This is a genomic window from Rhodoblastus sphagnicola (assembly GCF_002937075.1).
In the GTDB taxonomy this organism is placed as follows: Bacteria; Pseudomonadota; Alphaproteobacteria; order Rhizobiales; family Beijerinckiaceae; genus Rhodoblastus; species Rhodoblastus sphagnicola.
This window is the reverse complement of the sequence record NZ_NHSJ01000092.1, coordinates 1-16,793: the sequence shown is the minus strand read 5'-3', so window position 1 is coordinate 16,793 and position 16,793 is coordinate 1. Positions and strand designations below refer to the sequence as shown.

Genomic DNA, 16,793 nt, shown 5'->3' with positions numbered 1-16,793 from the left:
GTAGCATGTGTCGCAAGGCGGTGAATCGATTTCTCCAAATGGGGTTTTGAGTAGATTCCGACCCTCCGCCGTTTGTGGTTCGATGCTTAAGGTGGTGGATTGAAAGCGCCGATGCGACGTCGCATGCGGTGGAAACGCCGGTCCCACGCTGGAGCCATGTCATGAAGAAACTCCGGGTGATGATCGTGGAGGACGACAGCTTGATCGCCGAGCTGCTGGCCGAAGTGATCGAAGGCTTCGGCCATGAGGTTTGCGCCATCGAGGCTGGCGAGCGCGACGCCGTCGCCTCCGCCGCCCGGGAAAGGCCCGATATCATGATTATCGACGCCAATTTGCGGGAAGGCAGCGGGTTGGACGCGATCGAGACGATCCTGGCTTTCGGCCCGATGCCGCACATTCTCGTCAGCGGCGACGCCACCAGCATTCGCACTCTGCGACCCGACGCGACCGTGCTGCAAAAGCCCTATTTTGAAGTCGATCTCATCCTGGCCATGCAGAAGGCGCTCGTCGCGCCCGCCAGCCGCAGGCGGGACGGACGCGAAACAGGTCCGCAAAATCTCATGCCGCGGCGTTCCGCCGTGACGCCGCATGTGACGCCGCGTTCGTGAGTCGTTTCCATCCCTGGCGCGGATCAGGCCGGGCGTTCACGAAAACGGACGGCGCCGTTGAGTCCAAAGCTTAAGGAAATCAAAATGAAATCGTCCATGACCCCGCTCCCGCGCCTGGTCATCGTCGCGGCCCTGGCGTTCGCTGGCGTCGTGTCGGCGTCGGCCGAGCCGGCCCCACAGCCAAGGCCGGCGGAGGCCGCCGCGCCCGTCGCGGATCGCGACGCGGCCGTGCAAAAGGCCAAAGCCGAACTGAACGACTGGCGCCTCAAGCTCGACGCCTACGCCGAGAAAGCCAAGACAGACGCGCGGGAGGCGCGGACGGAAGCGGCCGACGACTTGAACAAGGCATGGGCGAAAACCAGGGAGGCGGCGGCCAGACTGGAAACCGCCAGCGCCGCCGACTGGGACAAAGCCAAGGCCGAATTCACCAAGGAATCCGACGCCTTGGCCGCCAGTTGGGCGAAGGCCAAGCGCTGACGCCACATCGCGAAGCGGAGCTTCGGGCGCCGGCGGATATCCCCCGCCAGCGCCGCTTCATCCGGCTGGTCAGCCGTGATGTGAATGATGATGATGCGAGCGGAGGAGATGGCGATGGCGCATTTTCGGCGCCGGCTGATCCGCGACATAAGCCAGGGTCAGGCTCTCCACGCCGGCCGTGAAGCCAAGGCCGGCGCCGGCTTCGACATTCACCGGCTGGAGCGAGACGGTCTGATTCGATCCGCCGACAAGCACGGCCGCGCCGACGCCGAGGCCGACCTTCGCCGAAGCTTCAGGCCCGACATATTCGCCGGCCAGAGCGCCGGGTCCGATCTTGCTGGTCGCCGCGACCACGCCCCAGAGAAGATCGCCGCTGGCGTTCGCGCCGACATTGGCGCCGATCTTGGTGAGCTTGCCGACGTAATGCGCGGGTCGGCCGCCGCGATCGCTGGCGAATACGCAGTCCACGGACTGATTTTCCACCAGTATGCTCGGCCCATTGCCGGAAAGATGACATTCGAGAGCGCCAACTCTGCCATCGGCGAGGGCGGTCGCCGGAAGGAGCGCGGCGAGAACAACGACGCCGCAGAGTTTGAAAGCAGGGATCATGGCGAAATCTCCATTTACAGGTTGAGGGGTGTTCTTCAAACGGGGGCGCCCACGGAGGGGAGGCTGGCGCATATCTCGCGAAAGTGGACGCCGGTTTTGCGAAAAGGATATGCGTTTCCAGGGAATTCTAGAGCTTTCTCCGCCTCAAGTGAAGCGGGGAAAGCGCTGACTGGTGTCGCACTCTGGTTGGAAGGGGCTTCGCTGGGCTCGCCGGGTTCATGAAGCGTAGGGCTTTCACCCGGCTTGCGCCAGTTCCCGCACCGGCGCAGAGCGCCGCGCGAACACCCGAGTCCCGGCTTCGAACACCTCGCAGGCGGCGCTGGGCCGGCGCGCCGAAATCGCCTGGATCGCCTGGATCGCCTCATCCAGGCGGACGAAGGCTTGTCCGTTGGGACGCCCGTTCACCCGAATGGAAAACAGCGCGGGCCAGCCGCACTTTCGCCTTTGCCGCGTCCAGACATATTCTCGCTCGATCGTATCGTAAATTTCGAAGCTCGAATACTCGACGCCCCCGTCGGGAATGGACTTGACCGCCTCGTCCAGGGTCGGGAACTCGGCGTCATCCGCGAAGCCGTTCACGAGAACGCGGAAGCGCGTGGGCAAGGTCGCATTTAATTCGAAGATATTCATGGGTGTGATCCAAGTTGGGTTCCAAGACCGCGAGCGCGCTGGGCGTTGGCGGCGACGAGCTGCGCGACAGACGGCGCGGCTGTGGCGGTCGGATGGGCGTCGAGGCGCGACGGCTTGATCGCGCGCAAAAGATCCTTCGCCCGCGCAATGTCTTCAGGCGCTCCGCGCGCCATCACCAGAAAGCCATCCGCTTTCACATCGGTTTCGTATTGCAGCACGCTGTCGCGCGGGATGGCGATGCTGAACAGCGCGGCGGCGAGATAGCCCAGCGCCGCGACCGGGCCGACGGCCGGAATGGTGATGAAAAGCCCGCCGAAAAACAGCCCCCAGAAGGCGCCGCGCGAGCCCCACAATTTGACGCGGTCGCCGGTGTTGTAGAAGCCGATGACTTTCTCGTCGGTATGGTGGCCCTTGCCGATCAGGCTGAGATTCTTGATGTCGAAGCCGTTGGCGGCAAGCGTCTTGGCGGCGCTCTCCGCTGCTGGATGCTGCGAAAAGACCGCGACGATTGTTTCCGAACTCGGCATGTGACGCCCTTTCGAGGCTGCGACAGGCGGCGCCCGGCGCGCCAGAGCGGTCGACAGCGCAGCGCGTGGCGAGGTTGAACGCCGCCCATGATCCAACCGGTAGGCTTCGCCGACCGGCGCGGACAGCATCGGAAACTACTCAAGCCGTTCGGCGCGGGCTGAAGCCTGAGTAGTTTCCGACGCTGCCGCGCAAACCACGGCGGCGCCATCCCTGCAAAGGTCAACCCGCCGCTTGAGGCGTCTCAGGTCCGCGCGGGCGCCGCCCGTCCGCGATCGCGAGACTATGCGGCGGCGGCGACGCACGCATAAGGACTTGCAAGAATGAAAACATCTATTGGCAAACTGCTGCTGGCCGGTCTCGCGACTCTGAGCCTTGCGGCCTGCTCCACCACGGGCGAACGGCTTGGCGGCGCCGGCGCCGGCATGGTGGTCGGGGGCGCGGTCGCGGGGCCTGTCGGCGCGGTCGCCGGCGGCGTCGCCGGGGCGATCGAAGGTCCGAGCGTGTCCAATGCCATGGGCATTCCCCATCGCGGCCGTCACCATCGCCATCACCGTCATCACCATTACGGCTGAGGATTTCGCGTGGATCGTCGCCGCGAATCGTCGGGCGGTCTCGACAAGTCTTGAGTTCGTAAGTTTCGCGCCGGCCGCATGGAAAACGTGGGCCGGCGCGAAGATCCGCATCGAGACGCCAAAGCTGGCAAGCACAAGACTGTTCCACGAAATGAGTATATTCCGAACCTGCCTCGGCATTTGCCTGACCTCCTAATCTCTACGGGTCAAATAACGGATTTATTCAGGAGAGTAAGATGAGGAAGTTGAGCATTGCGGCTCTTGTCCTTGCGATCGCGGCCTTCACGCCGGCCTTGGCTCCGGCGCGGGCGGGGACAAGCGAAATCGAGCGTGTTTGCGCTCCGCGCCCCGACCAGGCCGAGCGCGAAGCCCGGTTCACGGATCGGTTCGCCGAACATCTGCGTCTGAGCGACGCCCAGAAGGCGTCCTACAAGGCGTTCCAGGAGGCGCGCAAAAAATCCGTCGAGACAGCGACCGCGCGGCTCTGCGCCAAAAAACCCGATGTGACCACTTTTGAGGGGCGGCTCGCCTTTCATCAGGCCTTTCTCGAAGATCGGCTCGACGCCGTGAAAGCGGAAAATCCGAAGCTGATCGATTTCTACAACAGCCTCGACGCCGAACAGAAAAACAAATTCGACAAATTTCGCGAAGGCATGACCCGAAGAGGCGGTCGCTGAGTCCCCCTTTGTCGAAGTCGTCAACGCGTTCGACCGAACGCAAGGAGATTTGGATGAGACCTCTTGGCATGGCCGCGATCGCGGCGGTCGCGACACTCCTGGCGACCGGGGCGGCGCCGGCCGCTCCCGCGAACATACCCAGCCTGCGGCTTTCGGCTTCCGATGGGCAGATCGTTCAAGTCAGATTGCGCCACCATCGCAATAACGGCGCAGCCTTTCCCCTGGCGATCATCGGCGGCCTTGTCGGCGGCGCGCTGAACAACGGCTGCTATTTCAACGATTGCGGCTACGGTTATGATGGCGGCTATTACCGCGGCGGCGGCTATTACGGCGGCGGCGGTTATCGCGGCGGCGGTTATCGCGGCGGCGGTTATCGCGGCGGCGGTTATCGCGGCGGCGGTTATCGTTGAGGTGAACCAGGCCGGGTTCTGAGCAAGAAAACGCCGACCCATGCGGGGTGAGTAGATTCCGAACCTCCCGCCCCTTCGCAAGACCTGCAAACGTCCCGCCGGCTGAAAATCGGCCAAGGGAGCGAAGGTCATGTCGGGCGAGGGATTGCTGATTCTACTCATCGTCGGCGTCATCGCCGGGTGGCTGGCGGGCCAAATCGTTGAAGGCACGGGATTGGGCCTCATCGGCGATCTCGTCATCGGCGTCGCCGGCGCCTTCATCGGCGGATTGCTGCTGCCGCAACTCGGTGTCCATCTTGGGACGGGAACGCTGGGCGCGATCCTCAACGCCACGATCGGCGCGGCGCTGCTGCTTTTCCTCATTCGATTGGTTCGCGGCGGCGGCGGATGGCGCAGCCGGTTCGGCGGTCATTTCGGCAGGCGCTGGTAGCGCGCCGCGCCCCTCAATCGATCTCGACAGGAGTTTTCCCCATGAAACAGCTCATGCGTTTCGGACGACGCGTTCCCCTTCCCGCGACCGTGCAAATCGTCCACGACCTTCTCGTCATGGAGCGAGAAGACAATGCGCGCAAGGCGAGCCAGGCGGAGGACGCCGGGAAAGCCGATCGCGACTCGCCATATCAGCTCAAGGACAGCCGCGTTCCGCCTCACGGCTGACGGCGGCGCGTTCTCCATTTCAGCATCCCTGTTCGACCACCAATCAAGGAAATCCCAAATGGCATTCCGTCCCCTTCATGACCGGGTTGTGCTTCGACGCCTCGAAGGCGAAGAGAAGTCCAAGGGCGGCATCATCATCCCCGACACCGTCAAGGAAAAGCCGCAGGAAGGCGAAATCGTCGCCGTCGGCCCCGGCGCGCGCGACGAGCGCGGCGCGCGGGTTCCGCTCGACCTGCAAGCGGGCGATCGCGTCCTGTTCGGCAAATGGTCGGGCACGGAGGTCAAGATCGACGGGCAGGATCTGCTGATCATGAAAGAAAGCGACGTGCTTGGCGTCGTCGGCTGACGCGGTCTGTTCTGGACCCGCCCCTTACTGAACTTTCGGAGTTGAATTCCCATGGCCGGCAAAGACATTCGTTTCTCCACCGACGCGCGCGACCGCATCCTGCGCGGCGTCGAACTGCTCAACAACGCGGTGAAGGTCACGCTCGGCCCTAAAGGCCGCAATGTCGTGATCGAAAAGTCCTATGGCGCGCCGCGCATCACCAAGGACGGCGTCACCGTCGCCAAGGAAATCGAACTGGCTGACCGTTTCGAAAACCTCGGCGCCCAGCTCGTCAAGGAAGTCGCCAACAAGCAGCATGACGCCGCCGGCGACGGCACCACGACCGCCACGGTTCTCGCCGCGGCCATCGCGCGCGAAGGCGCCAAGGCGGTCGCGGCCGGCCTCAATCCGATGGATTTGAAGCGCGGCATTGATCTTGCCGTCGCGGCCATCGTCGTCGATCTCAAGGCCAATTCAAAGAAGGTCACGTCCAATGACGAGATCGCCCAGGTCGGCCAGATTTCGGCCAATGGCGACAGGTCGATCGGCGACATGATCGCGAAGGCGATGGAGAAGGTCGGCAATGAAGGCGTCATCACGGTCGAAGAGGCGAAAAGCCTCGAAACCGAACTCGACGTCGTCGAGGGCATGCAGTTCGACCGGGGCTATCTCTCGCCCTATTTCGTCACCAATACGGAAAAAATGGTCGCCGAATTCGACGATCCCTACATTCTGATTCACGAGAAGAAGCTGTCGTCCTTGCAGGCGATCCTGCCGGTGCTGGAGGCGGTGGTCCAGACCGGCAAACCGCTGGTGATCATCGCCGAGGATGTCGAAGGCGAGGTTTTGGCCACGCTGGTCGTCAACAAGCTGCGCGGCGGCCTGAAGATCGCGGCCGTCAAGGCGCCGGGCTTCGGCGACCGGCGCAAGGCCATGCTTGAGGACATCGCCATCCTCACCAGTGGACAGGTCATTTCCGAGGACATCGGCATCAAGCTCGAAAACGTGACCTTGGCGATGCTCGGCAGCGCCAAGAAGGTCCGCATCGACAAGGACAGCACGACCATCGTCGATGGCGCCGGCCCCAAGGCGGACATCGAGGCCCGCATCGCCCAGATCAAGGCGCAGGTCGAGGAGACCACCTCGGACTACGACCGCGAAAAGCTTCAGGAGCGCCTTGCGAAACTGGCCGGCGGCGTCGCGATCATTCGCATCGGCGGCGCCAGCGAAACTGAGGTCAAGGAAAAGAAGGACCGGGTTGACGACGCCCTCAACGCCACCCGCGCGGCGGTCGAGGAGGGCGTGTCGCCGGGCGGCGGCGTCGCGCTTTTGCGCGCCATACCGGCGCTGGCGAACATAGTAGTCCAGAACGCGGACCAGAAGACCGGCGTCGATATCGTGCGCAAGGCGATCCAGGCGCCCGCGCGCCAGATCGTCGACAATGCCGGCGACGACGGCGCGGTCGTGGTCGGCAAGCTGATCGAGGCCAAGGACTACGCTTTCGGCTACAACGCCCAGACCGGCGAATATGGCGATATGGTCAAGCTCGGCATCATCGACCCGACCAAGGTCGTCCGCACCGCGATCCAGGACGCCGCCTCGATCGCCGGCCTGATCGTCACCACCGAAGCGACGATCACCGAAGCGCCGAAGAAGGAGTCTGGCCCGGCGCTGCCGCCCGGCGGCGGCATGGGCATGGATTTCTGACGGCAGGCGAGCGCCGGTGGAGGCGAAAGCCGAACCGGCGTTGCGCCGCGCGCGCTTATGGATGATGATTTCTTCTCGACGCAGACAAGGAATCAATCATGGAAAGCGTGAAATCCGATCAGCAAGACGCGGAAACGAATTGGATCGCCGGGGTCTCCCAGCGGGCGTTCATGCGCATCGAGGTCTCCGCCTATTTGGTCCTGGGCTTGCTGCTCTCGATCGTTGCGCTCATGGGGATTGTCGGCGCCGTTTCCACGCTCGCAAAAACTGTGCTGGAAGTGGGCTCCCCGATCTGGCTCGTCGTTACGATCGACCGAATCCTGCTGGTCCTGATGATCATCGAAATCCTGCACACCGTGCGCGTCTCCTTCAACGAAGGCGCGCTGGTGTGCGAACCGTTTCTCGTGGTCGGACTGATCGCCTCGATCCGGCGCGTGCTCGTGATCACGCTGGAGTCCTCGCAAGTGCAGGATACGGGAAAATCAACGGCGGAATTGCATGACCTGTTCAATTCAACCATGATCGAGCTTTGTGTTCTGGCTGGATTGATCTTCGTGATGGTCTGGTCGATCTATCTCCTGCGCCGCGCCAAACGGCCGGGCGGATCGGCCGAGACGCGCATTCACTGACGTGAGCTAGCGCATATTCCCGAAAACCGGTGGCCAATTTTCGGAAATCCTGCTTGGGGCGACGCGGCGAAACAACCGCTTCAATTCCGGCGCAGGATGAGCGACAGGACTCGCCGACGCACTTCCCTTCTCCCCTTGCGGGAGAAGGTGTCGCGCGTAAGCGCGACGGATGAGGGGTTCGTTCCTTGAGATGTCGACGATTCACTTATTTATTTCGCCGCGTCGCCTAACGTGAGCGAGGCCGCCAGACAGCCCGGGGCCATGCCGGCAAAGTGACGCGACTGGGGCTTCCCTGCTGGCCGCGACCGCGCTTTGGACCGTCCGCTCAAGGATTACCCGCTCCATCCAATGCAGGAATACGCCATCGTGACCCAGGCCAAGGCCAACGAGGATGTTGTCCGCGACGGCGCGGGCATCTGAATTGTCTCCCGCGCCTCCTTCACCGTCGCGCAGGCCCAGATCAGAAAGGCCACCGCCGCCAAGGCCGCGATCACGCAGCACACCCGCCGCGTCGGCGACAGGGTCTTGAAGGGCGGCAGCGGATCGAGGATTTCGAAGGCCATCGGTTCAGCCATCCTGTTGGGCGACGCCCTTTCGCGCGTGCGCGAGAAGGAAATCGGCGGCGCGGACGCCCGAGGCCATCGCCAGCACGAACAGCAGCGCGCGCGGTTCGAGGAACCCGAGATCGGCGAGCGCCGGGCCGGGGCAGAGGCCGACCAGTCCCCAGCCGACGCCAAAAACAGCCGCCCCCCCGACGAGTCGCGCGTCGATGCGCTTGAGTCGCGTCGGCGCCGGCGCGAACGGCCCGCGCCCGGCGAGGCGAAAGGCGATGAAGGCGACGACCAGCGCGCCGCCCATCACCAGCGCGAGCGAGGGATCCCAGGAGCCGGCGATGTCGAGAAAACCGAGAACCTTTTGCGGGTCGGTCATGCCGGCGAGGCAGAGGCCGAGGCCGAACAGCAGGCCCGAGGCGAACGGAAAGACTTTCATCGGCTCACCCCAGCAAATGCCGGAAGACGAAGGTGGTGGCGAACCCCGCCGCCATGAAGACAAGCGTCGCGACGAGGGAGCGCGGCGACAGCCGCGCCAAGCCGCAAATGCCGTGCCCGCTGGTGCAGCCATTGGCGAACCGCGTCCCCAACCCGACCAGGAGCCCGCCCGCCAGCAGCGCATTGGGCGAGGCGGCGATCACCGGCGCCGACGCCGCGCCAAGCAGGACGGCGAGCGCCGGGGCGATCACCAGCCCGGCGCAAAAGGCGAGCCGCCAGTCGAGATCGCCGCCCTTTGGCTCCGCCAGGCCGGCGAAAATGCCGGACGCGCCGAGAATGCGCCCCTCGCGCAGCAGCAGCAGCGCTGCGGCGAGCCCGATCAGCACACCGCCCGCCAAAGCGGAAACAGGGGTGAAATGAATCCAGTCGATCCGCATGGCCTGACTCTCATATGACGAAATCGTACTCATATTCCTGCTGCGTCCGCAGCGCGAACCAGACTGTTTCGCCGCGTTTCAAGGCGAGGTCGTTGAAGGTCGGCGTCGTCACCTCCACATCGACATGGGTCTTGTCCTCGGTCTCAAGCTCCACCTTCACCACCGGACCGCCGAAGCCGATATGGGAGACCAGGCCGAGCCGCGCGTCCGGCCCCGCCGAATCGCGGTCGCGATGGATGACGATGTCGTGCGGGCGCACCAGCGCCGCGCCGTCGCCGCTCTGCCCGCGCCCGTGGAACAGGTTGTAATTGCCCAGGAACTTGAACACGAACGGGCTGGCTGGTTTTTCATACACCTCCTGTGGCGGCGCGTATTGCTCGATGCGCCCGGCGTTCATCACCGCGACGCGGTCGGACACTTCCAGAGCCTCCTCCTGGTCGTGGGTGACGAAAATGGTGGTGACGTGGATGGTGTCATGCAGGCGGCGCAGCCAGCGGCGCAACTCGCGCCGCACGGTGGCGTCGAGCGCGCCGAACGGCTCGTCGAGCAGCAGCACGCGCGGCTCGACCGCCAACGCGCGGGCGAGCGCCACGCGCTGGCGCTGGCCGCCGGAAAGCTGCGAGGGGTAGCGCTGAGCCATGTTGCCAAGCTGGATCAGGTCGAGCAGGGTCTGCACCTTTTCGCGGATTTGCGCCTCGCCCGGCCGCTCGCGGCGCGGCTTGGCGCGCAGGCCGAAGGCGATGTTCTCGAACACGTTCATATGCTTGAACAGGGCGTAATGCTGGAACACGAAGCCGATCCGGCGTTTCCCCAAATCGACGTCGGAGACGTCCACATCATCGAACAGCACCGGACCGGAGCCCTCATCCGCCTGCTCGATGCCCGCGATGACGCGCAAAAGCGTGGTCTTGCCCGAGCCCGACGGTCCGAGCAGCGCCACCAGTTCGCCGGACTCGATCTTCAGGTCGATATTCTGGAGAATCTTGTTGTCGCCATAGCTCTTGGAAATGTTGCGAATTTCGATGGTCATTGGCTGGAATGCCCTTGGTTTTGCGGGAGGTCACGCGCCGCTTTCCACTCGATCGCGGCTTTCGCGACCAGCGTGAACACGGCGAGCAGCGCCAGCACGGAGGCGACGGTGAAGGCCGCCTGATTGTTGTATTCGTTCCAGAGTTTTTCAATGCGCAGCGGCATGGTGTCGTTGACATCGACATGGCCGGAGACGACGGAAACCGCGCCGAATTCGCCGAAGGCGCGCGCCGTGCACAGGATGACGCCATAGAGCAGCGCCCATTTCACATTGGGCACGGTGATCTTGAAGAAGGTGCGCCAGCCCGAGGCGCCGAGCGACAGCGCCGCCAGCTCCTCGTCGGTCCCCTGCGATTCCATCAGCGGCGTCAGCGAGCGCGCGACAAAGGGGAAGGTGACGAAGACGCTCGCCAGCACAATGGCCAGCGGGGTGAAGATCACGCCGGAATAGTCGCGCTCGAAGGCGAGCGGAAAACCCGCCTCGAACCCGACCCAGCGCAAAGAGAACGGATCGATCCAAGTGAGATGCGTCGCCCAGTCGCCGAAAATGCCGTTGCGGCCGAGCAGCAGCACGAAGACGAGGCCGGCCACCACGGGCGAGACCGAGAACGGCAGGTCGATCAGCGAGATCAGCAGCGCCCGGCCGCGAAAGTTGAATTTGGTCGTCGCCCAGGCGGCGGCGAGGCCGAAACAAATGTTCAGCGGCACCACGATGGCCGCGACCGACAGGGTCAGGCCGATGGCGTGCCAGGTGCGGCCCGCCTGCACCGCGGCTTCGGCCAGCTTGCGTTGCTGGACGACGCTCAAGACCTGCTCCGGCGCCGGCTGTGGCGGCCAGAACACGGCGAGATAGCCGTCAAGCCCCTTGGCGAAAGCCTGCACGAACACATTGACCAGGGGCACGAGGATGAAAATGGTGAGAAAGCTCACCGCCAGCGTCACCAGCACGGTGCGCGCGACCGGGTGCGGCGGCGGCGCAGGCTTGATCGGTCCGAGGGCGGTTTTGGCGGCGATGGGCGCTCCGGCCATGCGGGTTTCACTCCAGGGTCAGGCCGTCCGCTCATGGCGGCGGGAGAAGGATTCGAGGCCGTTGATCACCAGCAGGATCAGCAGCGAGATCGCCAGCAGGACCACGCCGATGGCCGAGGCCTGGGCATATTGGAAGTCGTCGAGCCGCGTGACGATCTGCAACGGCGCGATCTGCGATCGTCCCGGAATGTTCGCGGCGATGAAGATCACCGAGCCATATTCGCCGACCGCGCGGGCGAAGGCGAGCGCCACGCCGGACACCCAGGCCGGCGCGATCTCGGGGAAGATCACGCGGGCGAAAATGGTGGCCGGTTTGGCGCCGAGGCTGCGCGCGGCGATCTCATATTCCGGGTCCCATTCCAGCAGCACCGGCTGCACCGTGCGCACCACGAACGGCAGGCCGACGAAGACCAGGACGATGACAATGCCCCCGGTCTGGCCGGTATAGGGAAAGGTCAGCCAATCCAGCGCGCCGGAGGGCAACAGCGGCCCGGCTCCGGTCAGCCCGGCGAGCGCATTGACGCCCTCGACCAGACGCGGACCGAAGCCGCCGAGCCAGCCGTCCTTCAAGAACAGATTGGCGAAGGTGAGGCCGGCGACCGCCGTCGGCAAGGCGAAGGGAAAGTCGATCACCGCGTCGAACAGCCGGCGCAATGGAAAATCGTAGCGCACCAGAGACCACGCCACGATCAGGCCGAACACGGCGTTGATCAGCGCCGCCAGCGTGGAAGCGAAGAAGGTCAGGCGCAGCGAAGCGGTGACGACGGGATCGGTGATGACGCGGAAAAATTCCGGCGCGCTCATCTGCCCGGCCTTCAGCGCGAGCGCGGCCAGAGGCAGCAGAACCAGCGCCGAAAGATAGAACAAGGTGTAGCCGAGCGTCAGCGGCAAGCCGGGGATGACGCGATGCGTTCTGGACATGAAACACTCAAGGCAAGCGAAGGACGCGCGAGGAGTCGCGCGTCCAAAAAGCTCAGTTGGCCGGCTTGTAGAACTGGTCGAAGATGCCGCCGTCGGCGAAGAAGGTGGCCTGCGCCTTGGCCCAGCCACCATAGGTCTCATCTATGGTGAAGAAGGGGATTTTCGGCAGTTCGGCGCTGTATTTGTTCAGGGCCGCGACGTCGCGCGGGCGATAGTGCAGCTGGCCGATCACGTCCTGCGCCTCCGGCGTGTAGAGATAGGACAGGTAGGCTTCCGCGACTTTTCGCGTGCCGCGCTGGTCGACAACCTTGTCCACCACCGCGACCGGCGGCTCGGTGAGAATCGAGGTCGAGGGATAGACGATATCGAACTTGTCCGCGCCGAATTCGTCCTTGGCCAGCCAAAGTTCGTTTTCCCAGTTGAGCAGCACGTCGCCGATCTGCTTTTGCGCGAAAGTCACGGTCGAGCCGCGCGCGCCGGCGTCGAGCACGGGCACGTGCTTGTTGAAGATTTCCGAAACTTTTCCGCGCGCTTCCGCGTCATTGTAGATCGGGAAGTCCTTCGCCGCATCGGCGGCGGCCTTGGCTTCCGCCTGACCGGCGGCGGTGGTGAAATCGTGGGTCCTGGCCTTGGCGAAGGCGCCCCACAACGACAGGAACGACCAGCGCGCGCCGCCCGAGGTTTTCGGATTGGCGGTGATCACCTCCACGCCGGGGCGCAGCAGGTCGCTCCAATCCTTGATGCCCTTCGGATTGCCCTTGCGCACCAGGAAGGCGATGGTCGAGGTATAGGGCGAGGCGTGGTTGGGGAATTTGTTCTGCCAGCCGGAATTGATCAGCCCGGCCTTTTCAATCGCCGTGACATCCCAGCCGAGCGCCAGCGTGACCACATCGGCGTTGAGGCCGTCGATCACCGAGCGCGCCTGCTTGCCCGAACCGCCGTTCGACAGCTCCACGGTGACCTTGTCGCCGGTTTGCGCCTTCCATTTGGCGGCGAAATTCTGGCCGATGACGGCGTAGAGCTCGCGGGTCGGATCGTAGGACACGTTGAGCAAGCGCACTTCGGCGGCGGCGGCCGCGCCGGCCAGGGCGATCAGGCCCAGGGCGACGCCTGCGAGCCGGGTTTTTAAGCGAGAGGACATGATGTTTCCTTGCGTTGCGGGGCGTTGCGGGGTGGAGAAATTTGTTTTGTTGATGGAATTATATTTTGTACATAAATCTAGTCAACTATTAAAATGGCGGATCGCTTTCCGTTGGGCTGTGCGCCACGGCACCTCGCCCCGCCTCGCCCCGCCCTCTCCAGCCCTATGGCTTTCGATCGACTCGTGGTCATCCGCCCGCCTTGTGAGGCGGGAAAGGCGGAGGGACAGCGCCGGCAGCGTTATAACACCATTTTGTTGGTCGTTTTAAACGATTTCCGACCAAAAGGGGCCGCGTTGACGCGCCCCTCGTCGTGATCTTTGACCGTCGAGGCGCCAGGCGGAGACCGGGAAAGAAGGAAATTTCGTTGCGGCGAAATCATCGCGACGACTTCAGGGCTTTTGACGAAATAGAACCGGCGTGAGCCCCACAAACGCTGAAATATAATCGCAAGGATCTGGAAAACGGCCCTCGCCGCGCCGGACAGCTTGGCTTGGGTTTTGTGTTTTTTTTGCAACAGACGTTTCCATTAAGCAACAATTAACCTTCTTTCTGGGCCGACGGCGATTGACTCCCATGACGGGGTAAAATCATACTTTACCGACCGGATATATAACCATAACAAATGACCCGCTCCTCCCCAGTCTGATGCAGGTAATAGACATGTCTCCTTCCCTCCGCCGCGCTTTTCTCTCCAGCGTCCGCCCCGTCGCCCTGCTCGGCGGCGCCGTCGTCCTTTCTTCCCTGGGCGCCAACGCGGCGCGCGCGCAGGACGCCGCGCCCGCTTCGGCGCCCGCCGCGCCGGCGTCGGGTCAGGTGGAGGAAGTGACCATCACCGCCCGCGACCGCGCCGAAAAAGCGCAGGACGTGCCGCTGCCGATTTCCGCTGTCGGCGCGAGAACTGTTGAAAAGGAGCATGTCGAAGGCTGGAAGGATATCGTTCAGAAAGTGCCGAGCTTCACGCCGGCCGTCGCCAATCCGCGCACCGGCGCCAACGGCATGCGCGGCATTACCGGCATCGCCGGCGGCACGGACGGTTCCGAGGGCGGCGTCGGCGTGATCGTCGACAATGTGTTCTACACCCACATCGGCTTTTCCTGGCTGACCACTTACGACATCGATTCGGTGCAGGTGGCGCGCGGACCGCAGGGCACGCTGCTCGGCAAGAACACCACCATCGGCGCGGTCATCATCAACACGAAGGAGCCGAGTTTCGAGCCGCAGACCACCACGGAAACCACCGTCGGCACCCGAGGGCTGGTCGAGGAAAAATTCTCCAATACCGGAACGCTCATTCCCGATACGCTCGCCTATCGCATTTCGGGTTTCGGCGCGCGACAGGACGGCTTCGTCAAGAACCTCTACGCGCCTTCAGGGGACCCGGAGGGACAAAACATCGACCGCTGGGGCGGTCGTGGGCAATTGCTTGGGACCTTCGGCGACATCACCGATCGCGTGATCTTCGAACACGACGCCAGCAACGAAAACAACAACGGAACGGGAACCTTCGACGACGGCTGGAACCGGAATTTCGACGGAACGGCGCGCAAGATCGGCGTGGTCACCGCCGCCGGAGCCGCCGTCTATTCCACGCCTCAGGCGGCGCTCTCCGCTCTGTTCCCGCAATATGCGTCACGCATTGGCGCCGACCCGTGGGCGACGCCCTACACAGGGATCGGCAGTCTCAGAACGCGCACCGATGGCGTTTCCAACGAACTGAATTGGCATTTGGGCGATTACACCCTGACGTCCGTTTCCGCGTGGAGAAGGTTTGACTTCCAGCCGCACAATTGGATCGGCAACTTCGGCATCAAACAATATTCCGACCTCAGCGTCGGGTACGACGTCAATGTCAACCAATATTCCCAGGAGTTGCGCATCGCCTCGCCGACCGGCGAAAAATTCGAGTGGACCGGCGGCCTCTACTTCCTGCGCGAGCTTGTCAATTCCAGAAACATAACGGGGTTAGGCCCCGACGCCGTCACCATGACGACCGCCAACAACACCAATGTCGGGATCTACAATTCAGGCATTCTCGATGGCGTGTCAGCCTATCGCTTCGGCCGCACCGCCGTCACCACCTTCGCCCAGTTCGCGCAAGCCACATACCATTACGACGAGAAGGCGACGCTGACCCTCGGCGTGCGCAATTCCTGGGAAGACCGCACCGCCTCCGACACCGGCTATTATGAAGGCGGGGCCACGCTTCCCGCCAATTTGCAGAACGTGCGCACCGATTATGTGATCGCGAATACTGGCGGGACCAATTTCAACATCAACGGCGAACAGAAGACGGATTCGATCTCGTTCCTGATCAACCCCTCCTACAAGGTCACCGAGAACTTCAGCACCTATCTCAACGTCGCCCGCGGCGTGAAGTCCGGGGCCGCCAATACCGACGCCGTTCCGGTCTACTCGGGCAATACGCCCGCCGCGTGGGCGAAAAACCAGCTGCCAAACCGCATCGGCTTACAGGACGCCATCACCAAGCCTGAGGTCGCCTATGACTTCGAACTCGGCTTCAAGTCGAGCTGGCTCGACAACAGACTCCTGGTCAACGCCAATGTCTATGATAACGAAATCTACGATTTCCAGGCCAAATTGGTGAATTATTTCGCTTACACCACCAACGGCCAGACGGTGTACACCCCGAACACTCTTCTCGGCAATGTCCCGCACGTGCGGCTGGCCGGCTTCGAGACCGATGGCCGTTATTCGCCGATCGACGACTTCTGGATCACCTGGGCGGGCGCCTACAATGGAGCCTGGTATGTCAAATTCCCGAACTCCGCGCTGCCCGCCGATTATCAGAGTTCGACTGTTCATCCGACCACCATCAATCTGTCCGGCGGGCGCATCCCGAATGTCTCGCCCTTCACTTTCTCGCTGGGCGGCAGCTATGAATATATCGCCGGCTCGTTCATCGGCGAGAACTGGAAGGGTTATGTCTACGGCAACCAGTTCTTCAAGAGCACGACGCAATTCTCGCTGGGCGCCGGCAACACCGGCTATGTGCTGAAACAGCCGTCTTATTCGACCTTCAACGCTGGCATCGGCTTCAAGACTTCGGACGAAAAATACGACATCGGGATCTGGGCGAAGAACCTGTTCAACCGCAGGGCCGTCCAGAGCATGCAGCTCTCGACCAATCTGGGATTGGGCACGCTCTATTGGAATGATCCGCTGACCGTCGGCGTGACTCTCCGCACCAAGTTCTGATCTCCCTCCTGCGCGCCTGCGCCGGCGCCGGATTCTCCGGCGCCGTTTTTTTTCGGATCCCCCCTTTGCGTCGAGCGCCGGTGCTTGCGTCGCGCATCGGTAAGCACTTGACCTTTATAATCGACATACTCCATAATTTTACTAACTTCAGGAGCCTCCCGTGAACGCCAAACATGTCGAAGGGCCGCCGGTCACCGAGCA

At 63.2% G+C, this 16,793-nt stretch carries 22 protein-coding genes; 11 read left to right on the top strand and 11 right to left on the bottom strand.

Translation table 11 applies throughout. The features are described from left to right. Positions 1 to 161 precede the first annotated feature (161 nt). A complete protein-coding gene (locus CCR94_RS15290; RefSeq protein WP_104508720.1) occupies positions 162 to 608 on the top strand; it encodes a response regulator in 447 nt (148 codons plus the stop codon). 84 nt (positions 609 to 692) lie between these two features. After that, complete coding sequence (locus tag CCR94_RS15285; protein ID WP_104508719.1) at positions 693 to 1,085, top strand: hypothetical protein; 393 nt, start codon at positions 693 to 695, stop codon at positions 1,083 to 1,085. Between the two features lie 69 nt (positions 1,086 to 1,154). Here the strand turns inward: CCR94_RS15285 and CCR94_RS15280 are convergent, their stop codons facing one another. From CCR94_RS15280 to CCR94_RS15270, 3 genes are all read right to left on the bottom strand, one after another. Further along, entirely contained in the window at positions 1,155 to 1,694 is a 540-nt protein-coding gene (locus tag CCR94_RS15280; RefSeq protein ID WP_104508718.1) for a DUF992 domain-containing protein, read from the bottom strand. 234 nt (positions 1,695 to 1,928) lie between these two features. After that, complete coding sequence (locus CCR94_RS15275) at positions 1,929 to 2,324, bottom strand: hypothetical protein (RefSeq protein WP_104508717.1); 396 nt, start codon at positions 2,322 to 2,324, stop codon at positions 1,929 to 1,931. After that, positions 2,321 to 2,851, bottom strand: a complete 531-nt coding sequence (locus CCR94_RS15270) for a hypothetical protein (RefSeq protein WP_206605842.1) — start codon at positions 2,849 to 2,851, stop codon at positions 2,321 to 2,323. Before CCR94_RS15270 ends, CCR94_RS15275 begins: the two co-directional genes overlap by 4 nt. Before the next feature lie 321 nt (positions 2,852 to 3,172). Between CCR94_RS15270 and CCR94_RS15265 the strand changes: the two genes are divergently transcribed. The 8 genes from CCR94_RS15265 to CCR94_RS15230 all read left to right on the top strand — a co-directional run bounded on the left by CCR94_RS15265 (position 3,173) and on the right by CCR94_RS15230 (position 7,829). After that, positions 3,173 to 3,424, top strand: a complete 252-nt coding sequence (locus tag CCR94_RS15265; RefSeq protein WP_104508716.1) for a hypothetical protein — start codon at positions 3,173 to 3,175, stop codon at positions 3,422 to 3,424. A 236-nt stretch (positions 3,425 to 3,660) separates the two neighbouring features. Then, a complete protein-coding gene (locus CCR94_RS15260; RefSeq protein ID WP_104508715.1) occupies positions 3,661 to 4,101 on the top strand; it encodes a Spy/CpxP family protein refolding chaperone in 441 nt (146 codons plus the stop codon). Positions 4,102 to 4,154: 53 nt separating this feature from the next. Continuing rightward, positions 4,155 to 4,511 carry a hypothetical protein gene (locus tag CCR94_RS15255; RefSeq protein WP_146090020.1) on the top strand — a complete coding sequence of 119 codons (357 nt, stop codon included), beginning with the start codon at positions 4,155 to 4,157 and terminating at the stop codon, positions 4,509 to 4,511. 130 nt (positions 4,512 to 4,641) lie between these two features. Then, positions 4,642 to 4,941: a GlsB/YeaQ/YmgE family stress response membrane protein gene (locus CCR94_RS15250; RefSeq protein ID WP_104508713.1), complete on the top strand. Its 300-nt coding sequence runs from the start codon at positions 4,642 to 4,644 to the stop codon at positions 4,939 to 4,941. Positions 4,942 to 4,982: 41 nt separating this feature from the next. Next, positions 4,983 to 5,168 (top strand): hypothetical protein, encoded by a 186-nt coding sequence (locus CCR94_RS15245; RefSeq protein ID WP_104508712.1) that lies wholly within the window; start codon positions 4,983 to 4,985, stop codon positions 5,166 to 5,168. Positions 5,169 to 5,226: 58 nt separating this feature from the next. Continuing rightward, positions 5,227 to 5,514 (top strand): co-chaperone GroES, encoded by a 288-nt coding sequence (locus CCR94_RS15240; protein WP_104508711.1) that lies wholly within the window; start codon positions 5,227 to 5,229, stop codon positions 5,512 to 5,514. A gap of 51 nt (positions 5,515 to 5,565) precedes the next feature. Then, positions 5,566 to 7,200, top strand: coding sequence for a chaperonin GroEL (gene groL / locus CCR94_RS15235; RefSeq protein WP_104508710.1), 1,635 nt, complete (start codon positions 5,566 to 5,568; stop codon positions 7,198 to 7,200). A gap of 98 nt (positions 7,201 to 7,298) precedes the next feature. Then, a complete protein-coding gene (locus tag CCR94_RS15230) occupies positions 7,299 to 7,829 on the top strand; it encodes a phosphate-starvation-inducible PsiE family protein (protein ID WP_104508709.1) in 531 nt (176 codons plus the stop codon). A gap of 332 nt (positions 7,830 to 8,161) precedes the next feature. Here the strand turns inward: CCR94_RS15230 and CCR94_RS15225 are convergent, their stop codons facing one another. From CCR94_RS15225 to CCR94_RS15190, 8 genes are all read right to left on the bottom strand, one after another. Further along, complete coding sequence (locus tag CCR94_RS15225) at positions 8,162 to 8,392, bottom strand: hypothetical protein (protein ID WP_146090019.1); 231 nt, start codon at positions 8,390 to 8,392, stop codon at positions 8,162 to 8,164. 4 nt (positions 8,393 to 8,396) lie between these two features. Beyond that, a complete protein-coding gene (locus tag CCR94_RS15220; RefSeq protein ID WP_104508707.1) occupies positions 8,397 to 8,819 on the bottom strand; it encodes a DUF6691 family protein in 423 nt (140 codons plus the stop codon). Positions 8,820 to 8,823: 4 nt separating this feature from the next. Next, positions 8,824 to 9,255 (bottom strand): YeeE/YedE family protein, encoded by a 432-nt coding sequence (locus CCR94_RS15215; protein ID WP_104508706.1) that lies wholly within the window; start codon positions 9,253 to 9,255, stop codon positions 8,824 to 8,826. Between the two features lie 10 nt (positions 9,256 to 9,265). Then, positions 9,266 to 10,285, bottom strand: a complete 1,020-nt coding sequence (locus CCR94_RS15210; protein ID WP_104508705.1) for a sulfate/molybdate ABC transporter ATP-binding protein — start codon at positions 10,283 to 10,285, stop codon at positions 9,266 to 9,268. Further along, complete coding sequence (locus CCR94_RS15205) at positions 10,282 to 11,313, bottom strand: sulfate ABC transporter permease (RefSeq protein WP_104508704.1); 1,032 nt, start codon at positions 11,311 to 11,313, stop codon at positions 10,282 to 10,284. Before CCR94_RS15205 ends, CCR94_RS15210 begins: the two co-directional genes overlap by 4 nt. Before the next feature lie 18 nt (positions 11,314 to 11,331). Further along, positions 11,332 to 12,234 (bottom strand): ABC transporter permease, encoded by a 903-nt coding sequence (locus CCR94_RS15200; RefSeq protein ID WP_170068953.1) that lies wholly within the window; start codon positions 12,232 to 12,234, stop codon positions 11,332 to 11,334. Between the two features lie 52 nt (positions 12,235 to 12,286). Continuing rightward, positions 12,287 to 13,375, bottom strand: coding sequence for a sulfate ABC transporter substrate-binding protein (locus CCR94_RS15195; protein ID WP_104508702.1), 1,089 nt, complete (start codon positions 13,373 to 13,375; stop codon positions 12,287 to 12,289). A 239-nt stretch (positions 13,376 to 13,614) separates the two neighbouring features. After that, positions 13,615 to 13,890: a hypothetical protein gene (locus tag CCR94_RS15190; RefSeq protein WP_104508701.1), complete on the bottom strand. Its 276-nt coding sequence runs from the start codon at positions 13,888 to 13,890 to the stop codon at positions 13,615 to 13,617. 146 nt (positions 13,891 to 14,036) lie between these two features. On the opposite strand from CCR94_RS15190, the gene CCR94_RS15185 reads away from it, so the two are divergent. After that, positions 14,037 to 16,592 (top strand): TonB-dependent receptor, encoded by a 2,556-nt coding sequence (locus CCR94_RS15185; RefSeq protein ID WP_158254776.1) that lies wholly within the window; start codon positions 14,037 to 14,039, stop codon positions 16,590 to 16,592. Positions 16,593 to 16,793 lie beyond the last annotated feature (201 nt).